Genomic DNA, 21432 nt, shown 5'->3' with positions numbered 1-21432 from the left:
ATTACGTAATGTAAAAAACGAGTTTGGCTCTGGACCGGCTGTGCCCGATCGCGTACGCTGGCGGTTTTCAGTTTTCCGGAACCACGATGCTGCATTGGTTGAAGCACTACCGGCGCGCGCTGCTGCCTGGCGATATCAGCGCCGGCCTGGTGGTCGCCATGATGATGATCCCGCAGGGGATGGCCTATGCGCTTGTCGCCGGAGTGCCGCCGGTGGTCGGTATTTATGCCAGCATCCTGCCGCCGGTGGTCTATGCGCTGTTCGGTAGCAGCATGACGCAATCGGTCGGGCCGATGGCCATCGTGTCGCTGATGACGGCGGCCGCCATCGGGCCGCTGGCGCCGGCCGGCTCCGCGCTGGCCACCGTGCTGGCCGCGCAACTGGCGATGGTCTCCGGCGCCGTGCTGCTGCTGTGCGGCTTGCTGCGCATGGGCTTCCTGGCCAATTTCTTCTCCCGCCCCGTGATGAGCGGCTTCACCGTCGGCTCGGCGATCGTCATCGCCTTCGATCAAATTCAGACCCTGCTTGGCGCGCCGCTGCCGCATTTCCACACCCCGAGCGCGGCGCTGGGCGTCGGCTCGCTGCTGCTGCTGGTGCTGTCGAAGTTTTATCTGGCCGGCCTGCTGCGCCGCTGCGGCCTGCCGCCGGCCGCCGCCGATATCGGCGCCAAGCTGGCGCCGATGCTGGTGGTCCTGGGCGGCATCCTGCTGATGGCGACCACCGGCCTTGCCGAAATGGGCGTGCGCACCACCGGCTCGGTGCCGCCAGGCCTGCCGCGCCTGAACCTGGCCACCTCCAGCGCCCACTGGCCGCAGTTGCTGCAACCGGGGCTGCTGATCGGCTTCATCGTGTTCCTGATGTCGATGTCGGCGGCGCAGTCGCTGGCGCTCAAGCGCAACGAGAAACTGGTCAGCAACCATGAACTGGTCGGCCTCGGCGCGGCCAACGTCGCCAGCGCGCTGTCGGGCGGCTTTCCGGTGACGGGCAGCCTGTCGCGCTCCGCCGTCAACTTCGCCGCCGGCGCCAACACGCCGCTGGCGAGCCTGATCACGGCGGCGCTGCTGGCCTGCGCGCTGCTGGCACCAACCGGCTGGCTGGCGCTGCTGCCGCTGCCCACGCTGGCCGCGACCATCATCGTCGCCGTGCTGGGCATGCTGGAACTGGGCATCCTGCGCACCGCCTGGCGGTACGACCGCAGCGACGCGCTGGCCTGGGGCGCGACCTGCCTGGGCGTGCTGGCCATGGGCGTGGAGGCCGGCGTGATCGTCGGCGTGGCGCTGTCGATGGGCACCCTGATCTGGCGCGCCAGCCGGCCGCACATCGCGGTGTTGGGGCGCATCGCCGGCAGCGAGCATTTCCGCAATATCGAACGCTATCCCGCCGAAACCAGGCCGGAACTGCTGGTGCTGCGCATCGACGCCAATCTGTTCTTCGGCAACGTCGAGGCGGTGTCCGAGCGTATCGAGTGCGAACTGGCGACCCACCCGAGCGCGCGCCATCTGGTGCTGGTGATGACGGCGGTCAGTTCGATCGACACCACGGCGCTGTTCGCGCTCTCGGAGCTCAATCAAAGCCTCAAGCGGCGTGGCATCGGCATGCACCTGGCCGAGGTGAAGGGGCCGGTGATGGACCGCCTGCGCCAGAGCGAACTGCTGCGCGAGCTGAACGGCAAACTGTTCCTCAGCACGGCCATGGCGTCCGACCATCTGCTGGCGGCCGGAAAGGACGGGTGAGGCGTTGTGCAAATAACCATTATGAATATTATTTATACATTTAATGCCTGTGGGTAATAATACGCATGGACTTCCGGTCGGTTTGAAACTATGATTTAACTCCTGGGTTCTCGGCCTCGCCAACGGAGCCCCACAGACTAACTATCGACTGGTTGCCGATGCTGTACCGACTTGCCCGCCGCGCAGGCAGAATCTCCATCGCCATGTTTGTCAGCGTCACGCTGACGGCCGTGGTGACCTTGGTATTGACCACCTTCGCGCTGTATTTCTACCAGGTGGAGAGGGCGCATCGTTGGGAGCAGCTGCGCCAGACGCTGTCCAACAGCGCCGACGAACTGGCGTCCGCCGTGGCCCTGCCGGCCTGGAACTTCGACGAGACCCAGATCACCACCATCATGCGCAGCGGTTTGAGCAACCGCGATCTGTACGCCAGCGCGGTGGTGCCGGCCGCCGGCAGCCGTCCCTTCATCCTCACCCGCGACAACGCCGGACATCTGGTGGAGGTGGCGCGCGAGCCGGACAACCCGGAGCTGCTGTCGGAGCGGCGCCCCATCGTCGCCGCCGGCCGCAACATCGGCACCATCACCGTGTACGCCTCGCCGGTGCTGCTGCTCGAGCAACTGCGCCAGCGGCTTTACACCATCATCGGCATGATCTTCGTGCTCGACGTGACACTTGTTTTCAGCCTCTATCTGCTGCTGTCGCAGCTGATTTTCAAACCCATCACCACCATCGAGCGTTACGCCGCCAACGTCAAGGCGGGCCAGAATCCGGGCGCCTTGCCGCCGCGCGACTGGTTTTTCGGCGAGCTGAAAACCCTCAATTCCTCGATCCGCGACATGGTGCGCCTGATGGACAGCCGCTACGTGGCCATGCACGCCAGCGAGGAGCGGCTGCAGATCGCCAGCAGCGCGGCGGCCATCGGCATCTGGGACTGGAACATCGTCAGCGACGAATTGGTGTGGGACGAGCAGATGCACCGGCTGTACGGCATGGACCACGCCACACCCGCCGGCGCGGCCGGCTCCATGGACGATTGGATCGCGCGCATACATCCGGACGACGCCATCCCGGTGCGCGCGCTGCTGGACCGCGCGATGAGCGGGCGCGGCGACTTCGACGTCGAATTCCGCGTGGTCTGGCCGGACGGCTCCTTGCACTACATGAAGGGCGAGGCGATGATTTTCCGCGACGCCGACGGCCATCCGGCGCGGGTGGTGGGCGTCAACTACGACATCACCGGGCACAAGGTGGCCGAGCAGGAACTGCGCCGGCACCGCATCCATCTGGAGGAGCTGGTGGCCGAGCGCACCAACGCGCTGTCGGTGGCGGTGCGCCAGGCGCAGGCGGCCAACCAGGCCAAGAGCATCTTCCTGGCCAATATGAGCCACGAGCTGCGCACGCCGCTCAATTCCGTGATCGGCTTTTCGCGCCTGATGGCCGATTCGAAGAACATGCTGCCCGAGGAAAAACGCAACCTGGCGATCATCCACCGCTCCGGCGAGCATCTGCTTACCCTGATCAACGATATCCTGGAGCTGTCCAAGATCGAGGCCGGGCGCGCGGTGCTGCAGACGGAGATCATGAGCATCGACGAGATCCTGCAGGAAGTGATGGACATGGTCAGCATGCGCGCCGGCCAGACCGGCGTCGAGCTGGAGCTCGACAGCGCCGGCGTGCCGGCCGGGGCGCGGGTGGACGGCACCAAGCTGCGCCAGGTGCTGCTCAACCTGATGTCGAACGCGGTCAAGTTCACCGGCCAGGGCAAGGTCACCTTGCGGGTGCGCGGGGCCATGGGCAAGGTCGACGGGACCTGCCAGTGCGAACTGGCGTTCGCGGTGATCGACGACGGCCCGGGCATCGCGCCGATCGACCAGACCCGCATTTTCGAACCCTTCGTCCAGGCCGAGGGGCCGGGCGCGAAAGAGGGCACCGGCCTGGGACTGGCCATCTCGCGCGAGTTCGTCCAGTTGATGGGCGGCGTGCTGTCGGTGCAGTCGGTGCGCGGCGACGGCGCCACGTTCCAGTTCACCATCAAGGTGCCGGTGGCCGACGCCGAGGCGGACGAGGACACGCCGGCGCTGGAGGCGCCGCAGCGCGGGCGCCGCGTGGTGGTCGCCGACGACGGCGCCGACGCCAATGCGCCGCTGTCGGGCGCCGACCTGGCGCGGCTCGACCCGGCGCTGCGCCGCCAGCTCAAGGTGGCGTTGCAGGAGCTTAACCTGGGCCGCGTGGCGCTGCTGTTGCGGCCCTTGCCGGCGCAACTGGGCGGCGTGGTCGTGCGCATCGAGCATATGGTGCGGCTGCACCAGTACCCGCAGCTATGCGCCTTGCTGGACCAGGCGGATAGCGAACTGGAGGCATAGGCCCGACAGGTATATGATAGTAGTTAGTATATATATTAGTAATATTAATAGTACATGTTAATGGCAAGAGTGTAGAGGCGGGCATCAGAGGCAAATAATAGAGGCAAGTAATAGAGGTAAGTAATCGAGGCAAATAAGCGGGGCGATGCGTGACATGACATCGCCGGTATCCTTTGGCGGACAGCGGCGGCGAAACAAGGCGAGAGAGTTTTACATGCACCGGGATTTATCGGAACAACACACCAAGGGCGAAGTGCTGATCGTGGAGGACACGCCGGCCTCGCTCAAGCTGCTGAGCGACCTGTTGACGGAGGCCGGCTATTACGTGCGCCAGGCCCCCAACGGCGAGCTGGCGCTGTGGACCGCCCAGTCGCGCCCCCCGGAGCTGATCCTGCTCGACATCCGCATGCCCGGCATCGACGGCTTCGAGGTATGCCGCCGCCTGAAGGCGTCGCCGGAGCTGTGCAACGTGCCGGTGATCTTCCTGTCGGCGCAGCACGACACCGACGACAAGGTGCGCGGCTTCGCGCTCGGCGCGGTCGATTTCATCGCCAAGCCCTTCCAGGCCGAGGAGATCCTGGCCCGCACCGACGCCCATGTGCGCCTGAGCCGCGCGCAGCACGCGCTGGCGGTCGAACGCTCGCTGCTTGAGCAGCGCGTGGCCGAGCGCACCGAGGAACTGGCCAAGGAGGTCGAGCAGCGCCGCGCCAACGAGGAGTTCCTGCGCCTGGCCAGCCAGGTGTTCGAGGCCACGCAGGACGCCATCGTCGTCACCGACCGCGAGGCGCGCATCGTCGCCACCAATCCCGCCTTCACGCAAATCTCCGGCTACGAGGCGCAGGAGGTGATCGGCAAGAACGTCGTCATGCTGCACGCCGGCGGGCAGGACGCGGCAGCCTTCGACCAGATGCTGCAGTCGGTGATGAGCACCGGCCTGTGGTCGGGCGAGATCATGGCGCGCCGCAAGAACGGCGACGTCTATCCCGGCCTGCTGAGCGCCTCCGTGGTGCGCGACGACGCCGGCCAGGTGGTCAACCACGTGGCCGTGTTCATGGATATCACCGAGCGCAAGGCCGAGCAGCAACTGATCGACTTCCTGTCCAACCACGACGCGCTCACCGGGTTGCCCAACCGCCTGCTGGCGCGCCAGCGCTTCGACCAGACCCTGGGCACGGCGCGCCGCGAGGGCGGCTGCGTGGCCGTCATGTGCCTGGACATGGACCGCTTCAAGGGCATCAACGACTCCTACGGCCACGATGTCGGCGACAAGGCGCTGCAGGTGATCTCGCGCTTCCTGACCGATTGCGTGCGCGAGGGCGACACCGTCACCCGCCAGGGCGGCGACGAATTCCAGATCATCGTCGCCGACGATGCGCAACTGAGCGCGACGATGCCGATGGCGCAGAAGATCCTGGCCGGACTGCGCAAGGAGCTGGTGATCGAGGGCCAGCAGATCACCGTCACCTCCAGCATCGGCATCGCCGTCAGCCTGACCGACGGCGACAGCTTCGATGAACTGGTGCGCAACGCCGACACGGCGCTGTTCCGGGCCAAGGAGATCGGCCGCGACAATTACGCCTTCTTCACCGAGCGCATGGACGCCGAGATCCGCGACAAGCTGGCGATCCAGGGCCAGCTGCGCGGCGCCATCGCCCGCAACGAGTTCGAGGTCCACTACCAGCCGCAAATGTGCCTGAAAAGCGGCGTGATGGCCGGCGCCGAGGCGCTGCTGCGCTGGAACAACGCGGTGCTGGGCCGGGTACCGCCGAACCGCTTCATCCCGCTGGCCGAGGAGTATGGCCTGGTCAACTCGATCGGCGAGTGGGTGCTCGAAAGCGTGTGCGCGCAGATCAAGGTGTGGCAGGACCAGGGGCTGGGCGACATCAAGGTGGCGGTCAACCTGGCGGCCGGGCAGTTCGCCAACGATGCCACGGTGCCGTATGTGGAGGGCACCTTGCGCAAATACGGCATCGCGCCCGCCTGCCTGGGCCTGGAGATCACCGAGGGCACGGTGATGGGCGATCCGAACAAGGCGGTGGCGGCGCTGCGCAAGCTCAAGGACATCGGCGTCAGCATCTCGCTCGACGACTTCGGCACCGGCTATTCCAGCCTCAGTTACCTGAAACGCTTCCCGATCGACGTGCTCAAGATCGACAAATCGTTCGTCGACGACGTCACCACCAGCGCCAACGACGCGGCGATCGCGCTGTCGGTGATCTCGCTGGCGCACAACCTGAACATGCGCGTGATCGCCGAGGGTGTGGAGACGCGCGAGCAGGTGCGCTTCCTGACCGAGCGCGGATGCGATGAAATGCAGGGATATTATTTCAGTCCTCCGCTCAACGGCGAGGCCTTCACCGCGCTGCTGCGCGAACGACGCAATTTGTTGGACATGTAATCAACCTTCCACCACTGGAGCTCTATGGAAAAGAAGTTCGGCGCAGTCATCGCTGGCGCATGCATGGTCTTATCGTTGAACGCGGCATTTGCTGCCACCCCGGCCACCGCGCCGGCGGCCAAGGCCGGACCGGCCGATGCGCAATTCAAAACCATCTACACCCAGGAGTGGACCTGGCGCCTGGGCCAGAAGATGGAGGAGGGCGAGGACGACGAGAAGGGCGGATCGACGACTTTGCCCCGCATCGATCCGGCCACCCAGCAAAAGCGCCTGGCTTACTGGCAGGACGTGATGAAAAAGCTCGACGGCATCAAGCAGGACAGGCTGTCGGCCGAGGAATTGATCAACTACCAGGTCTACAAGGCGCAGATCGGCGCCCTGATCGACGCCCAGAAGTTCCGCGAGTATGAAAAGCCGCTCAACGCCGACACGGCCTTCTGGTCCAACATGGCGGGCGCCGCGCGCAACGTGCTGACCAAGGAAAAGGAATACCAGGACTACATCAAGCAGCTGTCGGACGTGCCGCGCTACTTCAACGACCAGATCGTCAACATGCGCGCCGGGATGGCGCGCGGCTTCACGCCGCCGAAGGTCACGCTGATCGGCCGCGATGGCTCCATCACCTCGGTGACGGACGCCAAGACGCCGCAGGAGACGGTGTTCTACATGCCGTTCAAGGCGATGCCCGTGACCATCCCGGCGGCCCGGCAGGAGGAATTGCGGGCGGAAGGCGTCAAGGCGATCGAGACCTACGTGCTGCCGTCGTACCGCAATCTGCTGAAGTTCATGCGCGAGGAGTACGTGCCCGCGTCGCGCGAGGACCTGGCGGCGGAGAATCTGCCGGACGGTAAGGCCTACTACCAGTCGAAGATCGTCGAATTCACCACCACGACGATGAGCGCCGACCAGATCCACCAGATCGGCGTGAGCGAAATGGCCAAGATCCGCGCCGAGATGCTGGACGTGATCAAGCAGACCGGCTTCGAAGGCGACCTGCCTGCCTTCCTGCAGTTCCTGCGCACCGACTCGCGCTTCTACGCCAAGACGCCGGAGGAGTTGCTGATGCGCTCCGCCTGGGTCGCCAAGAAGTTCGACGCCAAGGTTGGCCAGTACTTCGGCTATCTGCCGCGCCGTCGCTTCGCCGTCATTCCGGTGCCGGACGACCAGGCGCCGTTCTACACGTCGGGGCGCGGTGGTCCTGGTGTTTATCTGGTCAACACCTACAATCTGCCGTCGCGGGCGTTGTACAGCATGCCGGCGCTGACCCTGCACGAATCGGCGCCGGGCCACGCGTTCCAGATGCCGGTGGCGATGGAGCAGAAGGGCCGTCCGGCGTTCCGCAACGCTTATATTTCGGCCTACGGCGAGGGCTGGGCGCTGTATAGCGAGCGGCTTGGTGTCGAGATGGGGATGTACGAGACGCCGTATGAGGTGTTCGGCATGCTCAGTTACCAGGCGTGGAGGGCTTCGCGGTTGGTGGTCGATACCGGCATCCACAGCAAGGGCTGGACACGTAAACAGGCGCAGGATTATTTGAAGGCCAATACGGCGTTGTCGGAGCACGAGATCGAGACGGAGGTGGACCGGTATATTTCGTGGCCCGGTCAGGCGCTGTCTTATTATTTGGGCGAGATGAGCATCATCAACGCGCGCAAGAAGGCCGAGGCGGCGCTGGGATCGAAGTTCGATATCCGTGCTTTCCACGACACGGTGCTGCAATTGGGTTCGGTGCCGCTGCCGGTGCTGGAGGCGCGTATCGATTTGTTCATCAAGGAGGGTGGCAAGAGTCCTTATCCGAATCTGGATTAAGGCTGCCGACGGCTCGTAGATGGCGGATTACGCTTCGCTAATCCGCCCTACGTGTTTCAGATTTTAGTAAGTGGGGTGGCCACCGCATGTTCAGCATGCGGTGGCCACTCTGGTTATAATCCCTCGTTGATCCACGTAGGGCGGATTAGGCGGTACGCCGTAATCCGCCACAGATCCGCCAGCGGCTCTTGCGGAGTCACGCGCCACCCGCGCGACCCAACATATCCTCGCTGATCCATTCGAGCACCGACGGCCGGTGCGGCTTCCACCCCAACTGCTCGCGCGCCCGCTTGCCCCGCACGCGGCTATTGGACCCCAGCCCGTACGACGCCATCTCATAACCCCATTCCTCCCTGGCCTGCTCCAGCGGCCAATCCTGCGCCTCGCCCAGGCCGAGCGCGCGTGCCATCGCCGCCGTCATATCGCGGAACGACGCCTCGCCGCTTTCGACGAAATAAAACGCGCCGGCCTCGGTCTTCTCCAATGCCAGCAGATACAGGTCAACCACATCGTCGATATGCACATTGGACCAAATGTTCAGCCCCGGCCCCACATGGCGCACGATGCCGCTCTTGCGCGCCTGCTTGAGCAGGCGAGGCAACTGCACGCTGTCGCGCGGCAGCGCGCCGTGGCCGTAGATCAGCGTATTGCATAGCACCGCCGAACGCACACCCTTGCCGGCAGCGGCCTGCACCAGGTTGTCGATGGCCACGCGGGCCGCCTTGTCCGCCGTCGGTTCCGGCAACCGGTCCTCGTAATACACCTTATCGGTGCCCAAACCACCGGAGGCGTCGCCGACGATGCTCGAACCGCTGGTGTGCAGGAACACCTTGCCCGAGCCGGAAAGACCCTCGATGATGGCTTCCACCGCCGTGCGGTTGTCACTGCTGGCCGCGTTGATGACGGCGTCCGCCGACCGCGCCTGCGCGATCAGCAGTTCGCGGTCGTCGAGCTTGCCGACCACGCCGGTCACGCCGATTTTTTTGAGCTCCTCGATTTGCTCCGGTTGGCGAACCAGCCCGATAACTTGATGGCCGGCCTTGACCAGTCCCGCCGCGATCGAACCGCCGATAAATCCCGCCGCGCCTGTGACGAATACCTTCATGTCGTGCTCCTGTTGAATTTGGATGCATCCAGTATGGCGGCGGAAGCGTTGCGCACAAAGACCTGACAGGGCAAAGCATACTTGCGGCTGAATCAATAGTTGATCCACGTAGGGCGGATTAGCGAAGCGTAATCGGCCATGCAGGCGCTTCGACGGCTCATAAATGGCCGATTACGGCGTTCCGCCTAATCCGCCCTACGTGACCATGTGGTTGTTTGCACCGCAATGGTGCATTTGCGCAAAATTGGTGCGTTAAATCCGGCTGTCCCAGGCCGTGCATCGCATTCTGCTGGCACACGGCTTGCATAGTACAGACATTATTTATAGAACCACCAACTCATGCCTGATTGCACCGCACCGTCCGACCTCGCCGCCAGCGCCGTCCACGCCGCCTGGCAGGCCAGTCTCACGCTCGGATTCGCGGACGACGCCGGCACCACACGGCTGTTCAATAACATCCACTACGGCCCGCTGCGCGTGCAGAAGGCGCTGTACCCGGAAGACGGCAAGGTGTGCCACGCCATCGTGGTTCATCCGCCGGGCGGCGTGGTTGGCGGCGACCAGCTGGCGATCGATATCGGCGTCGGCGACCGCGCCCATGCCTTCATCACCACGCCCGGCGCCGCCAAATGGTACAAGGCCAATGGCAAAGTCTCCCGCCAGGCCGTGCACCTGCACCTGAACGAAGGCGCCGCACTCGAATGGCTGCCGCAGGAAACCATCTTTTTTGATACCGCTAACGTGGTGCTCGAGCAGCACGTGGAACTGGCCGCCGGCGCCACCTTCATCGGCTGCGAGATCCTGTGCATGGGCCGTCGTGGCTCCGGCGAAGTGTTCAACACCGGCACCGTCACGCAGCGCAGCAGCATCCGCCGCGACGGTAAATTGATCTGGTGGGAGCAGGGCGCGATGGTCGGCGGTCGCCTCGGCAGCCCGCTGGCGCTGAATGGCCACACCGTCTGCGCCACCCTGATCGCCGCCGGCAAAGCGCTGCCGGCCGCCGTGCTGGCCGAGTCGTTGTCCCACATCCGCGCCGATATCGCCGCCGACGGCGACCACGCCTTCGGCATCACCCACACCAAGGGCGTGCTGGTGGCGCGCCATCTGGGCGACGACAGCGAAACCGCGCGCCGCCTCATGCTCACCGTGTGGCGCCGCGTGCGCCCGCATCTGCTGGAGCGCGAGGCCGTCACGCCGCGCATCTGGCAAACCTGATACTGGAACCCCGAACATGGATCTGACCCCAAGAGAAAAAGACAAACTGCTGATCTTCACAGCCGGCATCGTCGCCGAGCGCCGCCTCGCGCGCGGCCTGAAATTGAACTATCCGGAGGCGATCGCGTTGATCACCTGCGCCATCATGGAGGGCGCGCGCGACGGAAAATCGGTGGCCCAGCTGATGGCCGACGGCACCCAAATACTGACGCGCGACCAGGTCATGGAAGGGATACCGGAGATGATCCCGGACATCCAGGTGGAAGCCACTTTCCCCGACGGCAGCAAGCTGGTCACCGTGCACAACCCGATACCTTGAACCGCATCATGAATACCCATTTACGTTCCAACCCGAACCACCACATGACACCTTTTTTAAGGAGCTCACTATGATACCCGGTGAATATCTGCTCACGGAGGGCGAGATCGGCCTCAATGAGGGCCGCGAAACCGAGAGCGTGGTGGTGACCAACCAGGGCGACCGGCCGGTGCAGGTCGGCTCGCACTTCCACTTCTTCGAGGTGAACACGGAGCTCAAGTTCGAGCGCTGGAAGGCCTATGGCCGGCGCCTGAACATCGCCGCCGGCACCGCCGTGCGCTTCGAGCCGGGACAGCAGCGCACCGTCGAACTGGTGAAGCTGGGCGGGGACCAGAAGGTCTACGGCTTCAATGGAAAAGTGATGGGCAAGCTGGATACCAATCCACCGAAAAGCTAATAATAAAAGGCTAACATGGCTACAATCTCGCGCCGCGCCTACTCGGAAATGTTCGGTCCCACCAAAGGGGACCGCGTCCGTCTGGCAGACACCGAACTGTTTATCGAAATCGAGCACGATTACGCCATCTACGGCGAGGAAGTCAAATTTGGCGGCGGCAAAGTGATCCGCGACGGCATGGGCCAGTCGCAGCGCGTGCGCTCCGACCCGATGGTGATGGACACCGTTATCACCAACGCGATCATCATCGACCACTGGGGCATCGTCAAGGCGGACATCGGCCTGAAAGACGGCATGATCGCCGCCATCGGCAAGGCCGGCAACCCGGACATCCAGCCTGGCGTGACGATGATCATCGCCGGCGCCACCGAGATCATCGCCGGAGAGGGCAAGATCGTCACCGCCGGCGGCGTCGACACCCACATCCACTTCATCTGCCCGCAGCAGATCGAGGAAGCCTTGATGAGCGGCGTGACAACGATGATAGGCGGCGGCACCGGGCCGTCGGCCGGCACGTCCGCCACCACCTGCACGCCGGGACCGTGGCACCTGCATTCGATGCTGGGCGCGGCAGACGCCTTTCCGATGAATCTGGGCTTCCTCGGCAAGGGCAACGTCAGCCTGCCGGAGCCGCTGGAAGAGCAGGTGCGCGCCGGCGCCATCGGCCTCAAACTGCACGAGGACTGGGGCAGCACGCCGGCCGCCATCGACAACTGCCTGAGCGTGGCCGACAAGATGGATATCCAGGTGGCGATCCACAGCGACACGCTCAACGAAGGCGGCTATCTGGCCGACACGCTGGCCGCTTTCAAGGACCGCACCATCCACACCTTCCACACCGAAGGTGCGGGCGGCGGCCACGCGCCGGACATCATCGCCGCCGTCGGCGAGGGCAACGTGTTGCCGTCGTCGACCAATCCAACCCGCCCGTTCACCGTCAACACGCTCGACGAGCACCTGGACATGCTGATGGTCTGCCACCATCTGGACGCGGCGATCGCCGAGGACGTGGCCTTCGCCGAGTCGCGCATCCGCCGCGAGACCATCGCCGCCGAGGACATCCTGCACGACATCGGCGCCATTTCGATGATGTCGTCCGACTCGCAGGCCATGGGCCGCGTCGGTGAAGTCGTCATGCGCACCTGGCAGACGGCGCACAAGATGAAGGTGCAGCGCGGACCGCTGGCGCCGGATTCCTCGCGCAACGACAACTTCCGCGTCAAGCGCTACGTCGCCAAGTACACCATCAATCCGGCCATCACGCACGGCATCGCGCACGCGGTGGGTTCGGTGGAAGTGGGCAAGATCGCCGACCTGGTGCTGTGGAAGCCGGCCTTCTTCGGCGTCAAACCGTCGACGATACTCAAGGGCGGCATGATCGCCGCCGCGCAGATGGGCGACCCGAACGCGTCGATCCCGACGCCGCAGCCGGTGCACTACAGGATGATGTTCGGCGCTTTCGGCGGCGGGCTGAAAAAGTCGTTCACCTTCGTCTCGCAGGCGGCGTTCGACGACGGCATCGGCGACAAGCTCAAACTGAATAAAACCCTCATCGTCGCCAAGGACATGCGCGCGCTGCGCAAACACCACATGATCCACAACGGCGCCACGCCGAAGATGGAAGTCGATCCCGAAACCTATGAAGTGCGCGCCGATGGCGAGCTGCTGGTCTGTGAAGCGGCCTCCGTGCTGCCGATGGCGCAGCGTTACTTCCTGTTTTAAATACTTATGCTGACACTTCATACCAAACTTGCACCGGCCGACCACGCGGCGGCCAACATCGCCGCGCAGTTGGTGCTGCCTTACGAACTGCGCGAGAAATGCCGCCTGCGCGCCACGCTGGACACCGGCGAGGACGTCGCCGTCTTCACCGTGCGCGGCACCGTGCTGCGCGATGGCGACCTGCTGACCGGCGAGGACAAGCGCGTCGTCAAGGTGGTGGCCGCGCCGGAACCGACCTACAAGGTCACCTGCGCCGACGCCCACACCTTGCTGCGCTGCGCCTTCCATCTCGGCAACCGCCACACGCAGGCGCAGGTCGGCGACGGCTTCCTGCGCATCCGCGCCGACGCGGTGCTGAAGGAAATGCTGGCCGGCCTGGGCGCCAAGGTCGAGGAAGAGCAGGCCGCCTTCGAGCCGGAATCGGGCGCCTATGGCGGCGGTCATGCGCACCATGACGACGGCGGCCATCATCCGCTGGCGCCGATCCCGCTGCGCCAGAAGATCCACCGTCCGAGCGATCCGAAGTGAGCCAACGGTGAGTCAACTCTGATGCAGGCATCCGCATTATTGAATCTGCTGCAGTTCGCCAGCCCGGCCCTGCCGATCGGCGCGTACAGCTATTCGCAGGGGCTGGAAGCGGCGCTGGAAAACGGCATGGTCACCAACGCCGAGCAGGCGCGCGCGTGGATACTGCGCCACCTGCACGAGGTGGTGGCGCAGTGGGAAGCGCCGGTGAGCTGGCGGCTGATGCAAGCCTGGTCGCGCCGCGACTGGGCGGCGGTGGCCGAGTGGAGCGAGCGTTTCGTAGCCTCGCGCGACAGCGCGGAATTCCGCGCCGAGACGATCCAGATGGGCTATTCGCTGACCAAGCTGGTGGCCGAACTGGGTATCGTCGATGCCGGGATGCTGGCGCAACTGCAAGGCGAGCCGGAAGTGGCTTTGCCGACGGCCTTCGCCTGCGCGGTGGCGGCGCTGGGGATTCCGCACGACGCCGCGCTGCTGGCGATGCTGTTCGCGTGGGCCGAGAATCAGGTGCTGGTGTGCGTCAAGTCCGTGCCGTTGGGGCAGGTGGCCGGCCAGCGCATGCTGCTGTCGCTGCGCGGGGATATCGAGGCGGCGGCGCGTTACGCGCAAACCGTTTCCGACGACGACATGTGCAACTGGGCGCCGGGATTGTCGCTGCTGTCGATGCGGCACGAGGTCCAGTACAGCCGTCTTTATAGATCATAACCAGATAAACAATATAAAACATATGAATACTCCCAATCCTTTACGCGTCGGCATCGGTGGTCCGGTAGGCTCGGGCAAAACCGCATTGTGCGAAATGCTTTGCAAGGGCATGCGCGACCAGTTCGATATGGCCGTCATCACCAACGACATCTACACCAAGGAAGACATGGAGATCCTGCTGCGCGCGGACGCGCTGCCGGCCGAGCGCCTGATGGGCGTGGAGACCGGCGGCTGCCCGCACACGGCCATCCGCGAGGATGCTTCGATCAATCTGGAGGCGATCGCGCGCATGCAGGCCGATTTTCCGAATCTGGATCTGATACTGGTGGAATCGGGTGGCGACAACCTGGCCGCCACCTTCAGCCCGGAGCTGTCGGATTTGACGATCTACGTGATCGACGTTGCCGGTGGCGAGAAAATTCCGCGCAAGGGTGGTCCGGGGATCACGCGCTCCGATCTGCTGATCATCAACAAGACCGACCTGGCGCCGCATGTGGGCGCGGATCTGGATGTGATGGCGCGCGACGCCAAGCAGCAGCGCGGCACGCGTCCGTTCATCTTCACCAATCTGCGCAGCGGCGACGGTGTGGCGGCCGTCATCGATTTCATCCGCGAGCAGGGACTTTTGGGACAGACCCCGCACGCCGCATAACCACAGAGACACGTAGGGCGGATTAGGCGGAACGCCGTAATCGGCCATTCACGAGCCGCCGACGGCGCATGCATGGCCGATTACGCTGCGCTAATCCGCCCTACGTGTATCTTCTAAACGCACACTTAAACAGGAGATCACATGTCCAAAAAATCCGCGCTTGCACTCATTCTGGCACTGGCCAGCACCGCCGCCGCCGCCCACCCTCAAGCCGGCGGCGCCCACGCGCACGACTTTCTCAGCGGCTTCGCGCACCCGTTCACCGGCCTGGATCACTTGCTGGCGATGCTTGCCGTCGGCATCTGGAGCGTACGCCAGTCCAACGCCAAATGGCTGCCGGCGACCTTCATCGGCATGGTGCTGGTCGGCGTACTGACCGGCGTGGCCGGCCTGACGATCCCCGGCCTGGAAACCGGCATCGCGTTGACGGTGGCGACGATGGGTGTGTTGATCGCGGTGGCCGCGCGCCTGCCGGCGGCGGTTGGCGTGACGATGGTGGGCGTGTTCGCGGTCCTGCATGGCAACGCGCACGGCCACGAGCTGCCCGCTGCGGCCAGCGCCTTTGGGATGCTGTTGGCGACCACGATACTGGTGTATAGCGGCAGGACGCTGGGCCGCATCAGCCCCGCCCTGGCGGTGAAGGTATCCGGCGCGGCGATCGCCGCCACCGGCGTGATGCTGGCGGCGACGGTTTAAGTTTATTCGCGCGGCTCGGCGCGGCGCTCGGACAGCACGATCGGCGCCGCGTTTTGCGGATACAGGCCCTTGTGGCCTTCGAAGCCCTTGCGGATGGCGGCCATGTCGGTTTCCTGGTCGCCGGTCAGGAAAACATGGTCGACCATGCCCAGCGTCTTGGTCGCGTAATCGAAATACACCAGGACCAGCGGCACCTTGGCTTCCAGCGCCAGATGGTAAAAACCGCTTTTCCAGTTGGGGCGATAGGCGCGCGTGCCCTCGGGCGTGATGCCCATCCAGTAAAAGTCGGCCGCGTTCATGCGCGCCGCCTGCGTCTTGATGGTGCCGCTCGGCGTGCCGCGTTCGACCGGCTCGCCGCCCATCGCGCGCAGCCATCTGCCCAGCGGTGATTTGAACAGCGAATCCTTGGCCAGAAAGCGCAGCGGAAGATTCAACGCCCATTTGCACAGCAACCCGATCGGAAAGTCCCAGTTCGACGTGTGCGGATAGATCACCATGATGCCGCGCGGCCCGGGCAGGGGGCGGAACAGCACGCGCCAGCCGACCAGCTTCAGCGCGCGCAACGACAGGCGCTGCGAGAAGGTCGGCAGCGCCGCCGGTTTCAATTCAAAATCGCTCATCCATTCCACCCTGTCTTTGTTTTATCTTTTTGTCACTCTTGACAGGCTGGTATGGACCTGGTCAAAAACCGCGCACGCATTCTATATTGGCGACCTCGACTGGGCAAGCTGTTCCGGCCTTACAGCTTGTAGTGCAAGGTCACGGTGGCCCCGCGCGGCGTGCCGTAGGAGTTGCCGCCGGCGGTCCAGCCGATCTGGTGGTACGACTTGTCGAAGGCGTTGTTCACGTTCAGGCGCAGGCTGAGATGGTCGTCGAACTGGTAGGCCGCGTGCAGCCCGACGACCGTGTAGCCACCCTGGCGGATGTTCGGATTGTCGGACGAGTAGACCGCGTTCTGCGTCGACAGCGAGCCGCCGACACGCCAGCGGTTCAAATCACCGGGCAGACGGTAGCTGGTCGATGCCTTGAACTGGTGGCGCGGCAGATCCGCGTCGAACAATTTGCCGATGTTGGCGGCGTCGGAATCGCTGACGAATTTGGCGGCGACATAAGTGTAGCCTGCCGTGGCCTGCCAGCCAGGCGACAGTTCGCCGCTGACCTCCAGCTCGATGCCCTTGCTTTCCACCTCGCCCGCCGCGCGCGAGCACCAGGTCGAGGCGGTGCCGGGGCAGGGCGAGGGGCCGGTCAGATCGGTCATCGCGCGGTTCTCCTGGCTGACCTGGAACACCGCCAGGCTGGCGTTGAGCAGGCCGTCGAAATACTCGCCTTTGATCCCTGCTTCGTAGTTGGTGCCGGTGACGGGCTTGAGCAGGTCGCCGTTGACGTCCACCGCGCTTTGCGGCTGGAAGATTTCGGTCCAGCTGGCGTACAGCGAGTGGCGCGCGTCCAGGTCGTAGACCATGCCGGCGTACGGCGTGATCTCGCGTGCGACCTTGTAGCCGGTGTTGTTGCCCTCGTTGGTGAATTGGTACCAGCTCGAGCGCGCGCCGACGATGACCGACAGCGGATCGGTAATGCTAAAGCGCGCCGATCCATACAGACCGCTCTCGCGCACCGTGCTTTGGGTGCGCCAGCGCTGGTAGTTGGCGCCTGGACGCTCGGCGGCGTGGGGATTCCAGTTGAACGGGTCCACCGCCAAAGGCGTGGCGCGCGCGCCCCAGTCGCCGAAGTTGTCGTTCTGGGCTTTGCGCCGGCTCACGCCGACGGACACCTCGTGCGCGCGTCCCAGCAGCGAGAAGGGACCGCCGACCGTCGCGTCGAAACTGCTCTGTTGGTTGTCCAGCTTGTAGGCCTGGGTGTTCTGCGTGGTTGAGCCCTCGCCGCCGCCGAAGCCGGAGAACATGGTGTCGACATCCTGCCATTTGCGGATCACCGAGACGCGGGCCTTCCAGCCTTTGCCGAAGCGGTGATCGACGTCGGCGAACACGGTCTTGTCGGTCTGGTCCCAGAAATCATAGGCGTTGCCGAGATTCGCCGTGCGTGGCAGGTTCAGGGACGATCCATCATCGCGGGTTGGAAAATCCGGGTAGCCGCCGGTGTGTTCGAGCTTGCGGTAGTGGGCGCCGACGGTCAGTGTGGTATCGCGGGCGAGGTCGGCCTCCAGGATGCCGTACAGCTGTTCGGTGCGGTCGTGCGCGACGTCGTAGAACATGTCCTTGTCCTGAACGCTGACCACGGCGCGCCCGCGCAGTGACTTGGCCTCGTTGAGGGCGTTGGCGGCGTCGAGCTGCAACTGATAGTCGTTCCAGCGTCCCGCGCTGGCGGTCAGCGATACCTGGCGTTCGGCGGTAGGGCGCTTGCGCACCAGATTGATGGCGGCCGACGGGTTGCCGCTGCCGCTGGTCAAGCCGTTGGCGCCGCGTACCACCTCCACCCGGTCGTAGATCACCAGGTCGGCGTTGTCGGCGTTGAAGGTGCCGTTGGCGCCCATGCTGGTGGGCACGCCGTCGAGCATCATGTTGGTGATCGGGAAGCCGCGCGCGCTGAAACTGCCGGAGTTGCCCGCGTAATAGCCCTTTTGCATGACCAATCCGGTGATGCTCTGGACCGCGTCGTCCAGCGTGACCAGGCCCTGGTCTTCGATTTGCTGCCGCGTCAGCACGCTGACGGATTGTGGCGTTTCGCGTGGCGACAACTCTAGCCGGGTCGCGGTGTTGGTCGCGGCGGTCGTGTAGGAGCCGGTGCCCTCGGTTGTCATCGGGCGCGTCGAGCTGACGGTCACCGTCGGCAGCGCGGTTTCCCTGGCGGCCTGTGGCCCGATGGCCCGCAGTACGTAGCCGCCGTTGTTCATCCGTACCGCTTCCAGCCCGGAGCCCTTCAGCAACTCGGCAAAGCCGTCCTGTGCGATGAAGACGCCGTGCAGGCCGGCGGTGTGTTTTTCTCCGGTCTGGTCGGCGGTGAAGGTCAGCGGGATGCCCGCCGTCATGGCGAACTGGCGCAGGGCGGGACCCAGCGGGCCGGCGGCGATGTTGAACTGCTGCGCCTGGTTCTGCGCCGGCGTGTTTTGCGCCTGCGCCGGCGGCAAGGCGCCGCCCAGACACATCAACAGGGAAATAGCGCAGGCGATCGGCCGCCGCTTGAACTGGTTTTGCATGGTTGTTCCTCAAGTAAGTGAAAGTGGGGTGCTTACCTGATAGGTGCCGCGAGAAAGCAAATCGGGCAGGAAAAGTTTTATTTTTTTTCGACGGTGACCCAATACGCCGTGCGCGAGCTGATGCGGACGGGCAGGGAGTTCGGCAGCATGGACAGGATCGCGCCGGTATCGGTGAGCGGAAACACGCCGGAGAAGCGCAAATCGGCCACCGCCGGATCGCAACGCAGCACGCCGTGGCGGTGGCGGCCCAGTTCGGCGAGGAAATCCGCGAGGCGCATATTGTCCGCGACGATGGCGCCCGCGGTCCAGGCGGCGCTGCCGGTGGAGGCCGGCGTTGGCGCCTCGATGTGGGTGGACGAGAACGTGGTTTGCTCACCGGCGCGCAGCATGCGTGCGGCGCGCGGCGCGTCTGCGGGCGTGGCTTGCACGGCGCCTTTCTGTACGCTTACTTCGGTTTGGCCGGCATGGCGGCGCACGGTGAAGGCGGTACCCAGCGCTTGCACGCGGCCGTCGGCCGTTTGCACGAGGAAGGGGCGCTCGACGCCGGCCTCGGCATGGCCGGTCACGATCATGATCTCGCCGGCGACCAGCTTCAGCAGCCGCCGCCTTTCGTCGACCTCGACGTTGACCGCGCTGGCGGTGTTGAGCATCAGGCGCGTGCCGTCCGACAAAGTCCACGCGCGGCGCTCGCCGACGCCGGTGTGCATGTCGGCGGCCAGCCGCTGGCAAGGCTCGGAGCGGAAAGCCAGCGCGCCGGCCGCGCCGGCCATGCCGATGCCCAGCAGCAGCGCCATCGTCTTGCGCCGGTCGGTCGCCACCGGCGAGAGGGCGCGGTAGGCGGCGGCGCCATGCAGGTCCCGCAGCCGGGCGCTGACGTCCTCGAAGACCTGGCGGTTGGCGCGCGTCAGGTATTGCTTGACCGAGCTGGCCGACACCCGCAGGCGCGCGGCGATCTGGTCGTAGGTCAAGCCTTCTAGCTGCGCCAGCAAGAAAGCCTCCTTGACGGCGGGCGGCAGGCCGTCCAGCGCGCGATCGATTTCCTGCAGCGCCTCGACCGCCATCAGGCGCTGCTCGGGCGCGGGCATGTGGGCGTCGGGCAGGGCGGCCAGCGCCTCCAGATAAGCGCTCTCCAGCACGTGGCGGCGGTGGCGGTGGGCCAGCAGGCGGCGGGCGATGGTGGCGAGGAAGGGGCGCGGCTCGCGGATGTCGCCCGCGTAGCCGGTGGTGATGACGTTGACGAAGGTATCCTGGGCCAGGTCGGAGGCGTCGCTGCTGTTGTTCAGCCTGCGCTGGAGCCAGCCGCGCAGCCACGTGTGGTGATCATGGTAGAGGGTTTCGACGGGATTGGAGGTAAGCTGATCGACGGACACCGGCTGCGTTTAAATGAGAATGATTATTATTCATAATATGCGACGGCAGGTGTTTTGTCGATGGCTTTTTGGACCGGGCGGGGCGGATTTACCACGGGCCGGCACAAAATAGTGCATTTGAGGTATTGTAGCGTTCCTGATAATTCTCAAAAAAAAGGGCTCCCATGATCTCGACAACCTTGACCCAACGTGCCGCCGTCGTCGTGGCCATCGCCGGCGCTTTCGCGGCAACGGCTGCCCAAGCCGCCGCGCCGATGGCCAAGTTCCAGGCGCCGGGCTTTTATCGCACCACCTTGGGCGACTTCGAAGTGACCGTGCTGAACGACGGCACCCTGGACCTGCCGGTCAACAAGCTGCTCAAGCAGCCGCCGGCCAAGACCGACGCGGCGCTGGCCAAGGTATTCGAGAAGAGCCCGATTCAAACCTCGGTCAACGGTTTCCTGATCAACACCGGCAGCAAGCTGGTCCTGATCGACGCGGGCGCGGCCAGCCTGTTCGGTCCGACCTTGGGGCAGTTGCTGGGCAACCTGAAGGCATCCGGCTACAAGCCGGAGCAGGTCGACGAGATTTACATCACGCACATGCACGGCGACCACCTCGGCGGTCTGGCTAGCAACGAGCAGCGCGTGTTCCCGAACGCAATCGTCCGCGCGGGCAAGCTCGACGCGGATTACTATCTGAGCCAGGCCAATCTGGACAAAGCGCCGCCGGAAGGCAAGGACGATTTCCTGGGGGCGATGTTGTCGATCAATCCGTACGTTAAGGCCGGCAAGTTCCAGCCCATCGTCGCCAACACCGAGCTGGTGCCGGGGATCAAGTCCTACTTCAACGGCGGACACACGCCTGGCCACATCACGTATGTGATCGAGAGCAAAGGGCAGAAGCTGGTGTTGCTGGGGGATTTGTTGCACGTGCAGGGCGTGCAGTTTGACGATCCGGGCGTGGGCATCGAGTTCGACACCGACAGCACGATCGCCATCGCCCAGCGCAAGGAAGCGTTCGCCGCCGCCGCCAAGGGAGGATATTTGATTGGTGCCGCGCACCTGTCGTTCCCGGGACTGGGCCACGTGCGCGCGCATGGCAAGGGGTATCAGTACGTGCCGGTCAATTACACCCAGCCGCGTTGATGGTTTGGGCCGTTGGCGGCTCGTGGCGGATTACGGCGTGCCGCCTAATCCGCCCTACGTGTCTCCTCGGATGATTTGATGTATATGTCATCTCGACAGACGGCGGATTTGCCGGGGATCACGTAGGGCGGATTAGCGT

Annotated in this window: 17 protein-coding genes; 13 read left to right on the top strand and 4 right to left on the bottom strand. The window is 64.7% G+C overall.

The genetic code is table 11. From position 1 onward, the window contains the following. The first annotated feature begins 86 nt into the window (after positions 1–86). From AC07P1_RS22010 to AC07P1_RS21995, 4 genes are all read left to right on the top strand, one after another. On the top strand, positions 87–1733 hold the full coding sequence (locus tag AC07P1_RS22010) for a SulP family inorganic anion transporter (protein WP_494697838.1): 1647 nt from the start codon (positions 87–89) through the stop codon (positions 1731–1733). A 203-nt stretch (positions 1734–1936) separates the two neighbouring features. Continuing rightward, positions 1937–4099 (top strand): ATP-binding protein, encoded by a 2163-nt coding sequence (locus AC07P1_RS22005; RefSeq protein ID WP_494697837.1) that lies wholly within the window; start codon positions 1937–1939, stop codon positions 4097–4099. 214 nt (positions 4100–4313) lie between these two features. Next, positions 4314–6497, top strand: a complete 2184-nt coding sequence (locus AC07P1_RS22000) for an EAL domain-containing response regulator (protein ID WP_494697836.1) — start codon at positions 4314–4316, stop codon at positions 6495–6497. A 63-nt stretch (positions 6498–6560) separates the two neighbouring features. Continuing rightward, positions 6561–8306 (top strand): DUF885 domain-containing protein, encoded by a 1746-nt coding sequence (locus AC07P1_RS21995; RefSeq protein WP_494697835.1) that lies wholly within the window; start codon positions 6561–6563, stop codon positions 8304–8306. 196 nt (positions 8307–8502) lie between these two features. Here AC07P1_RS21995 and AC07P1_RS21990 read toward each other — a convergent pair whose 3' ends face one another. After that, entirely contained in the window at positions 8503–9411 is a 909-nt protein-coding gene (locus AC07P1_RS21990) for an NAD-dependent epimerase/dehydratase family protein (protein WP_494697834.1), read from the bottom strand. A gap of 339 nt (positions 9412–9750) precedes the next feature. Between AC07P1_RS21990 and AC07P1_RS21985 the strand changes: the two genes are divergently transcribed. The 8 genes from AC07P1_RS21985 (at position 9751) to AC07P1_RS21950 (ending at position 15642) form a co-directional block, all read left to right on the top strand. Continuing rightward, a complete protein-coding gene (locus tag AC07P1_RS21985) occupies positions 9751–10626 on the top strand; it encodes an urease accessory protein UreD (protein WP_494697833.1) in 876 nt (291 codons plus the stop codon). A 16-nt stretch (positions 10627–10642) separates the two neighbouring features. Beyond that, positions 10643–10945 (top strand): urease subunit gamma, encoded by a 303-nt coding sequence (locus AC07P1_RS21980; RefSeq protein WP_209718341.1) that lies wholly within the window; start codon positions 10643–10645, stop codon positions 10943–10945. A 70-nt stretch (positions 10946–11015) separates the two neighbouring features. Continuing rightward, positions 11016–11342, top strand: a complete 327-nt coding sequence (locus AC07P1_RS21975; protein WP_315212619.1) for an urease subunit beta — start codon at positions 11016–11018, stop codon at positions 11340–11342. Positions 11343–11357: 15 nt separating this feature from the next. Further along, the gene (gene ureC / locus AC07P1_RS21970) at positions 11358–13064 is read left to right on the top strand and encodes an urease subunit alpha (protein WP_494697832.1); all 1707 of its coding nucleotides are present in this window, start codon (positions 11358–11360) and stop codon (positions 13062–13064) included. A gap of 6 nt (positions 13065–13070) precedes the next feature. After that, entirely contained in the window at positions 13071–13592 is a 522-nt protein-coding gene (gene ureE / locus AC07P1_RS21965) for an urease accessory protein UreE (RefSeq protein ID WP_494697831.1), read from the top strand. 21 nt (positions 13593–13613) lie between these two features. Then, positions 13614–14294, top strand: coding sequence for an urease accessory protein UreF (locus AC07P1_RS21960; RefSeq protein ID WP_494697830.1), 681 nt, complete (start codon positions 13614–13616; stop codon positions 14292–14294). Positions 14295–14316: 22 nt separating this feature from the next. Next, on the top strand, positions 14317–14946 hold the full coding sequence (ureG, locus tag AC07P1_RS21955) for an urease accessory protein UreG (RefSeq protein WP_494697829.1): 630 nt from the start codon (positions 14317–14319) through the stop codon (positions 14944–14946). 141 nt (positions 14947–15087) lie between these two features. Continuing rightward, positions 15088–15642, top strand: a complete 555-nt coding sequence (locus AC07P1_RS21950; RefSeq protein WP_494697828.1) for a HupE/UreJ family protein — start codon at positions 15088–15090, stop codon at positions 15640–15642. Positions 15643–15644: 2 nt separating this feature from the next. Here the strand turns inward: AC07P1_RS21950 and AC07P1_RS21945 are convergent, their stop codons facing one another. From AC07P1_RS21945 to AC07P1_RS21935, 3 genes are all read right to left on the bottom strand, one after another. Continuing rightward, the gene (locus AC07P1_RS21945) at positions 15645–16262 is read right to left on the bottom strand and encodes a 1-acyl-sn-glycerol-3-phosphate acyltransferase (RefSeq protein ID WP_494697827.1); all 618 of its coding nucleotides are present in this window, start codon (positions 16260–16262) and stop codon (positions 15645–15647) included. Between the two features lie 119 nt (positions 16263–16381). Next, positions 16382–18796 (bottom strand): TonB-dependent siderophore receptor, encoded by a 2415-nt coding sequence (locus AC07P1_RS21940; protein ID WP_494697826.1) that lies wholly within the window; start codon positions 18794–18796, stop codon positions 16382–16384. 77 nt (positions 18797–18873) lie between these two features. Beyond that, positions 18874–20166 (bottom strand): sigma-70 family RNA polymerase sigma factor, encoded by a 1293-nt coding sequence (locus AC07P1_RS21935; RefSeq protein ID WP_494697825.1) that lies wholly within the window; start codon positions 20164–20166, stop codon positions 18874–18876. A gap of 164 nt (positions 20167–20330) precedes the next feature. Between AC07P1_RS21935 and AC07P1_RS21930 the strand changes: the two genes are divergently transcribed. Further along, positions 20331–21293: an MBL fold metallo-hydrolase gene (locus tag AC07P1_RS21930; protein WP_494697824.1), complete on the top strand. Its 963-nt coding sequence runs from the start codon at positions 20331–20333 to the stop codon at positions 21291–21293. The last annotated feature ends 139 nt before the right edge of the window (positions 21294–21432 follow it).

It is taken from the genome of Duganella sp. GW821-FHT07F09 (assembly GCF_059418705.1).
Note: the sequence above shows the minus strand (reverse complement) of the source record. Positions and strands in the feature narration are given on the sequence as shown.

Coding starts and splice junctions, on each gene's coding strand:
- AC07P1_RS22010 (WP_494697838.1), top strand. CDS start 87: ATGCTGCATTGGTTGAAGCACTACCGGCGCGCGCTGCTGCCTGGCGAT.
- AC07P1_RS22005 (WP_494697837.1), top strand. CDS start 1,937: ATGTTTGTCAGCGTCACGCTGACGGCCGTGGTGACCTTGGTATTGACC.
- AC07P1_RS22000 (WP_494697836.1), top strand. CDS start 4,314: ATGCACCGGGATTTATCGGAACAACACACCAAGGGCGAAGTGCTGATC.
- AC07P1_RS21995 (WP_494697835.1), top strand. CDS start 6,561: ATGGTCTTATCGTTGAACGCGGCATTTGCTGCCACCCCGGCCACCGCG.
- AC07P1_RS21990 (WP_494697834.1), bottom strand. CDS start 9,411: ATGAAGGTATTCGTCACAGGCGCGGCGGGATTTATCGGCGGTTCGATC.
- AC07P1_RS21985 (WP_494697833.1), top strand. CDS start 9,751: ATGCCTGATTGCACCGCACCGTCCGACCTCGCCGCCAGCGCCGTCCAC.
- AC07P1_RS21980 (WP_209718341.1), top strand. CDS start 10,643: ATGGATCTGACCCCAAGAGAAAAAGACAAACTGCTGATCTTCACAGCC.
- AC07P1_RS21975 (WP_315212619.1), top strand. CDS start 11,016: ATGATACCCGGTGAATATCTGCTCACGGAGGGCGAGATCGGCCTCAAT.
- ureC (WP_494697832.1), top strand. CDS start 11,358: ATGGCTACAATCTCGCGCCGCGCCTACTCGGAAATGTTCGGTCCCACC.
- ureE (WP_494697831.1), top strand. CDS start 13,071: ATGCTGACACTTCATACCAAACTTGCACCGGCCGACCACGCGGCGGCC.
- AC07P1_RS21960 (WP_494697830.1), top strand. CDS start 13,614: ATGCAGGCATCCGCATTATTGAATCTGCTGCAGTTCGCCAGCCCGGCC.
- ureG (WP_494697829.1), top strand. CDS start 14,317: ATGAATACTCCCAATCCTTTACGCGTCGGCATCGGTGGTCCGGTAGGC.
- AC07P1_RS21950 (WP_494697828.1), top strand. CDS start 15,088: ATGTCCAAAAAATCCGCGCTTGCACTCATTCTGGCACTGGCCAGCACC.
- AC07P1_RS21945 (WP_494697827.1), bottom strand. CDS start 16,262: ATGAGCGATTTTGAATTGAAACCGGCGGCGCTGCCGACCTTCTCGCAG.
- AC07P1_RS21940 (WP_494697826.1), bottom strand. CDS start 18,796: ATGCAAAACCAGTTCAAGCGGCGGCCGATCGCCTGCGCTATTTCCCTG.
- AC07P1_RS21930 (WP_494697824.1), top strand. CDS start 20,331: ATGATCTCGACAACCTTGACCCAACGTGCCGCCGTCGTCGTGGCCATC.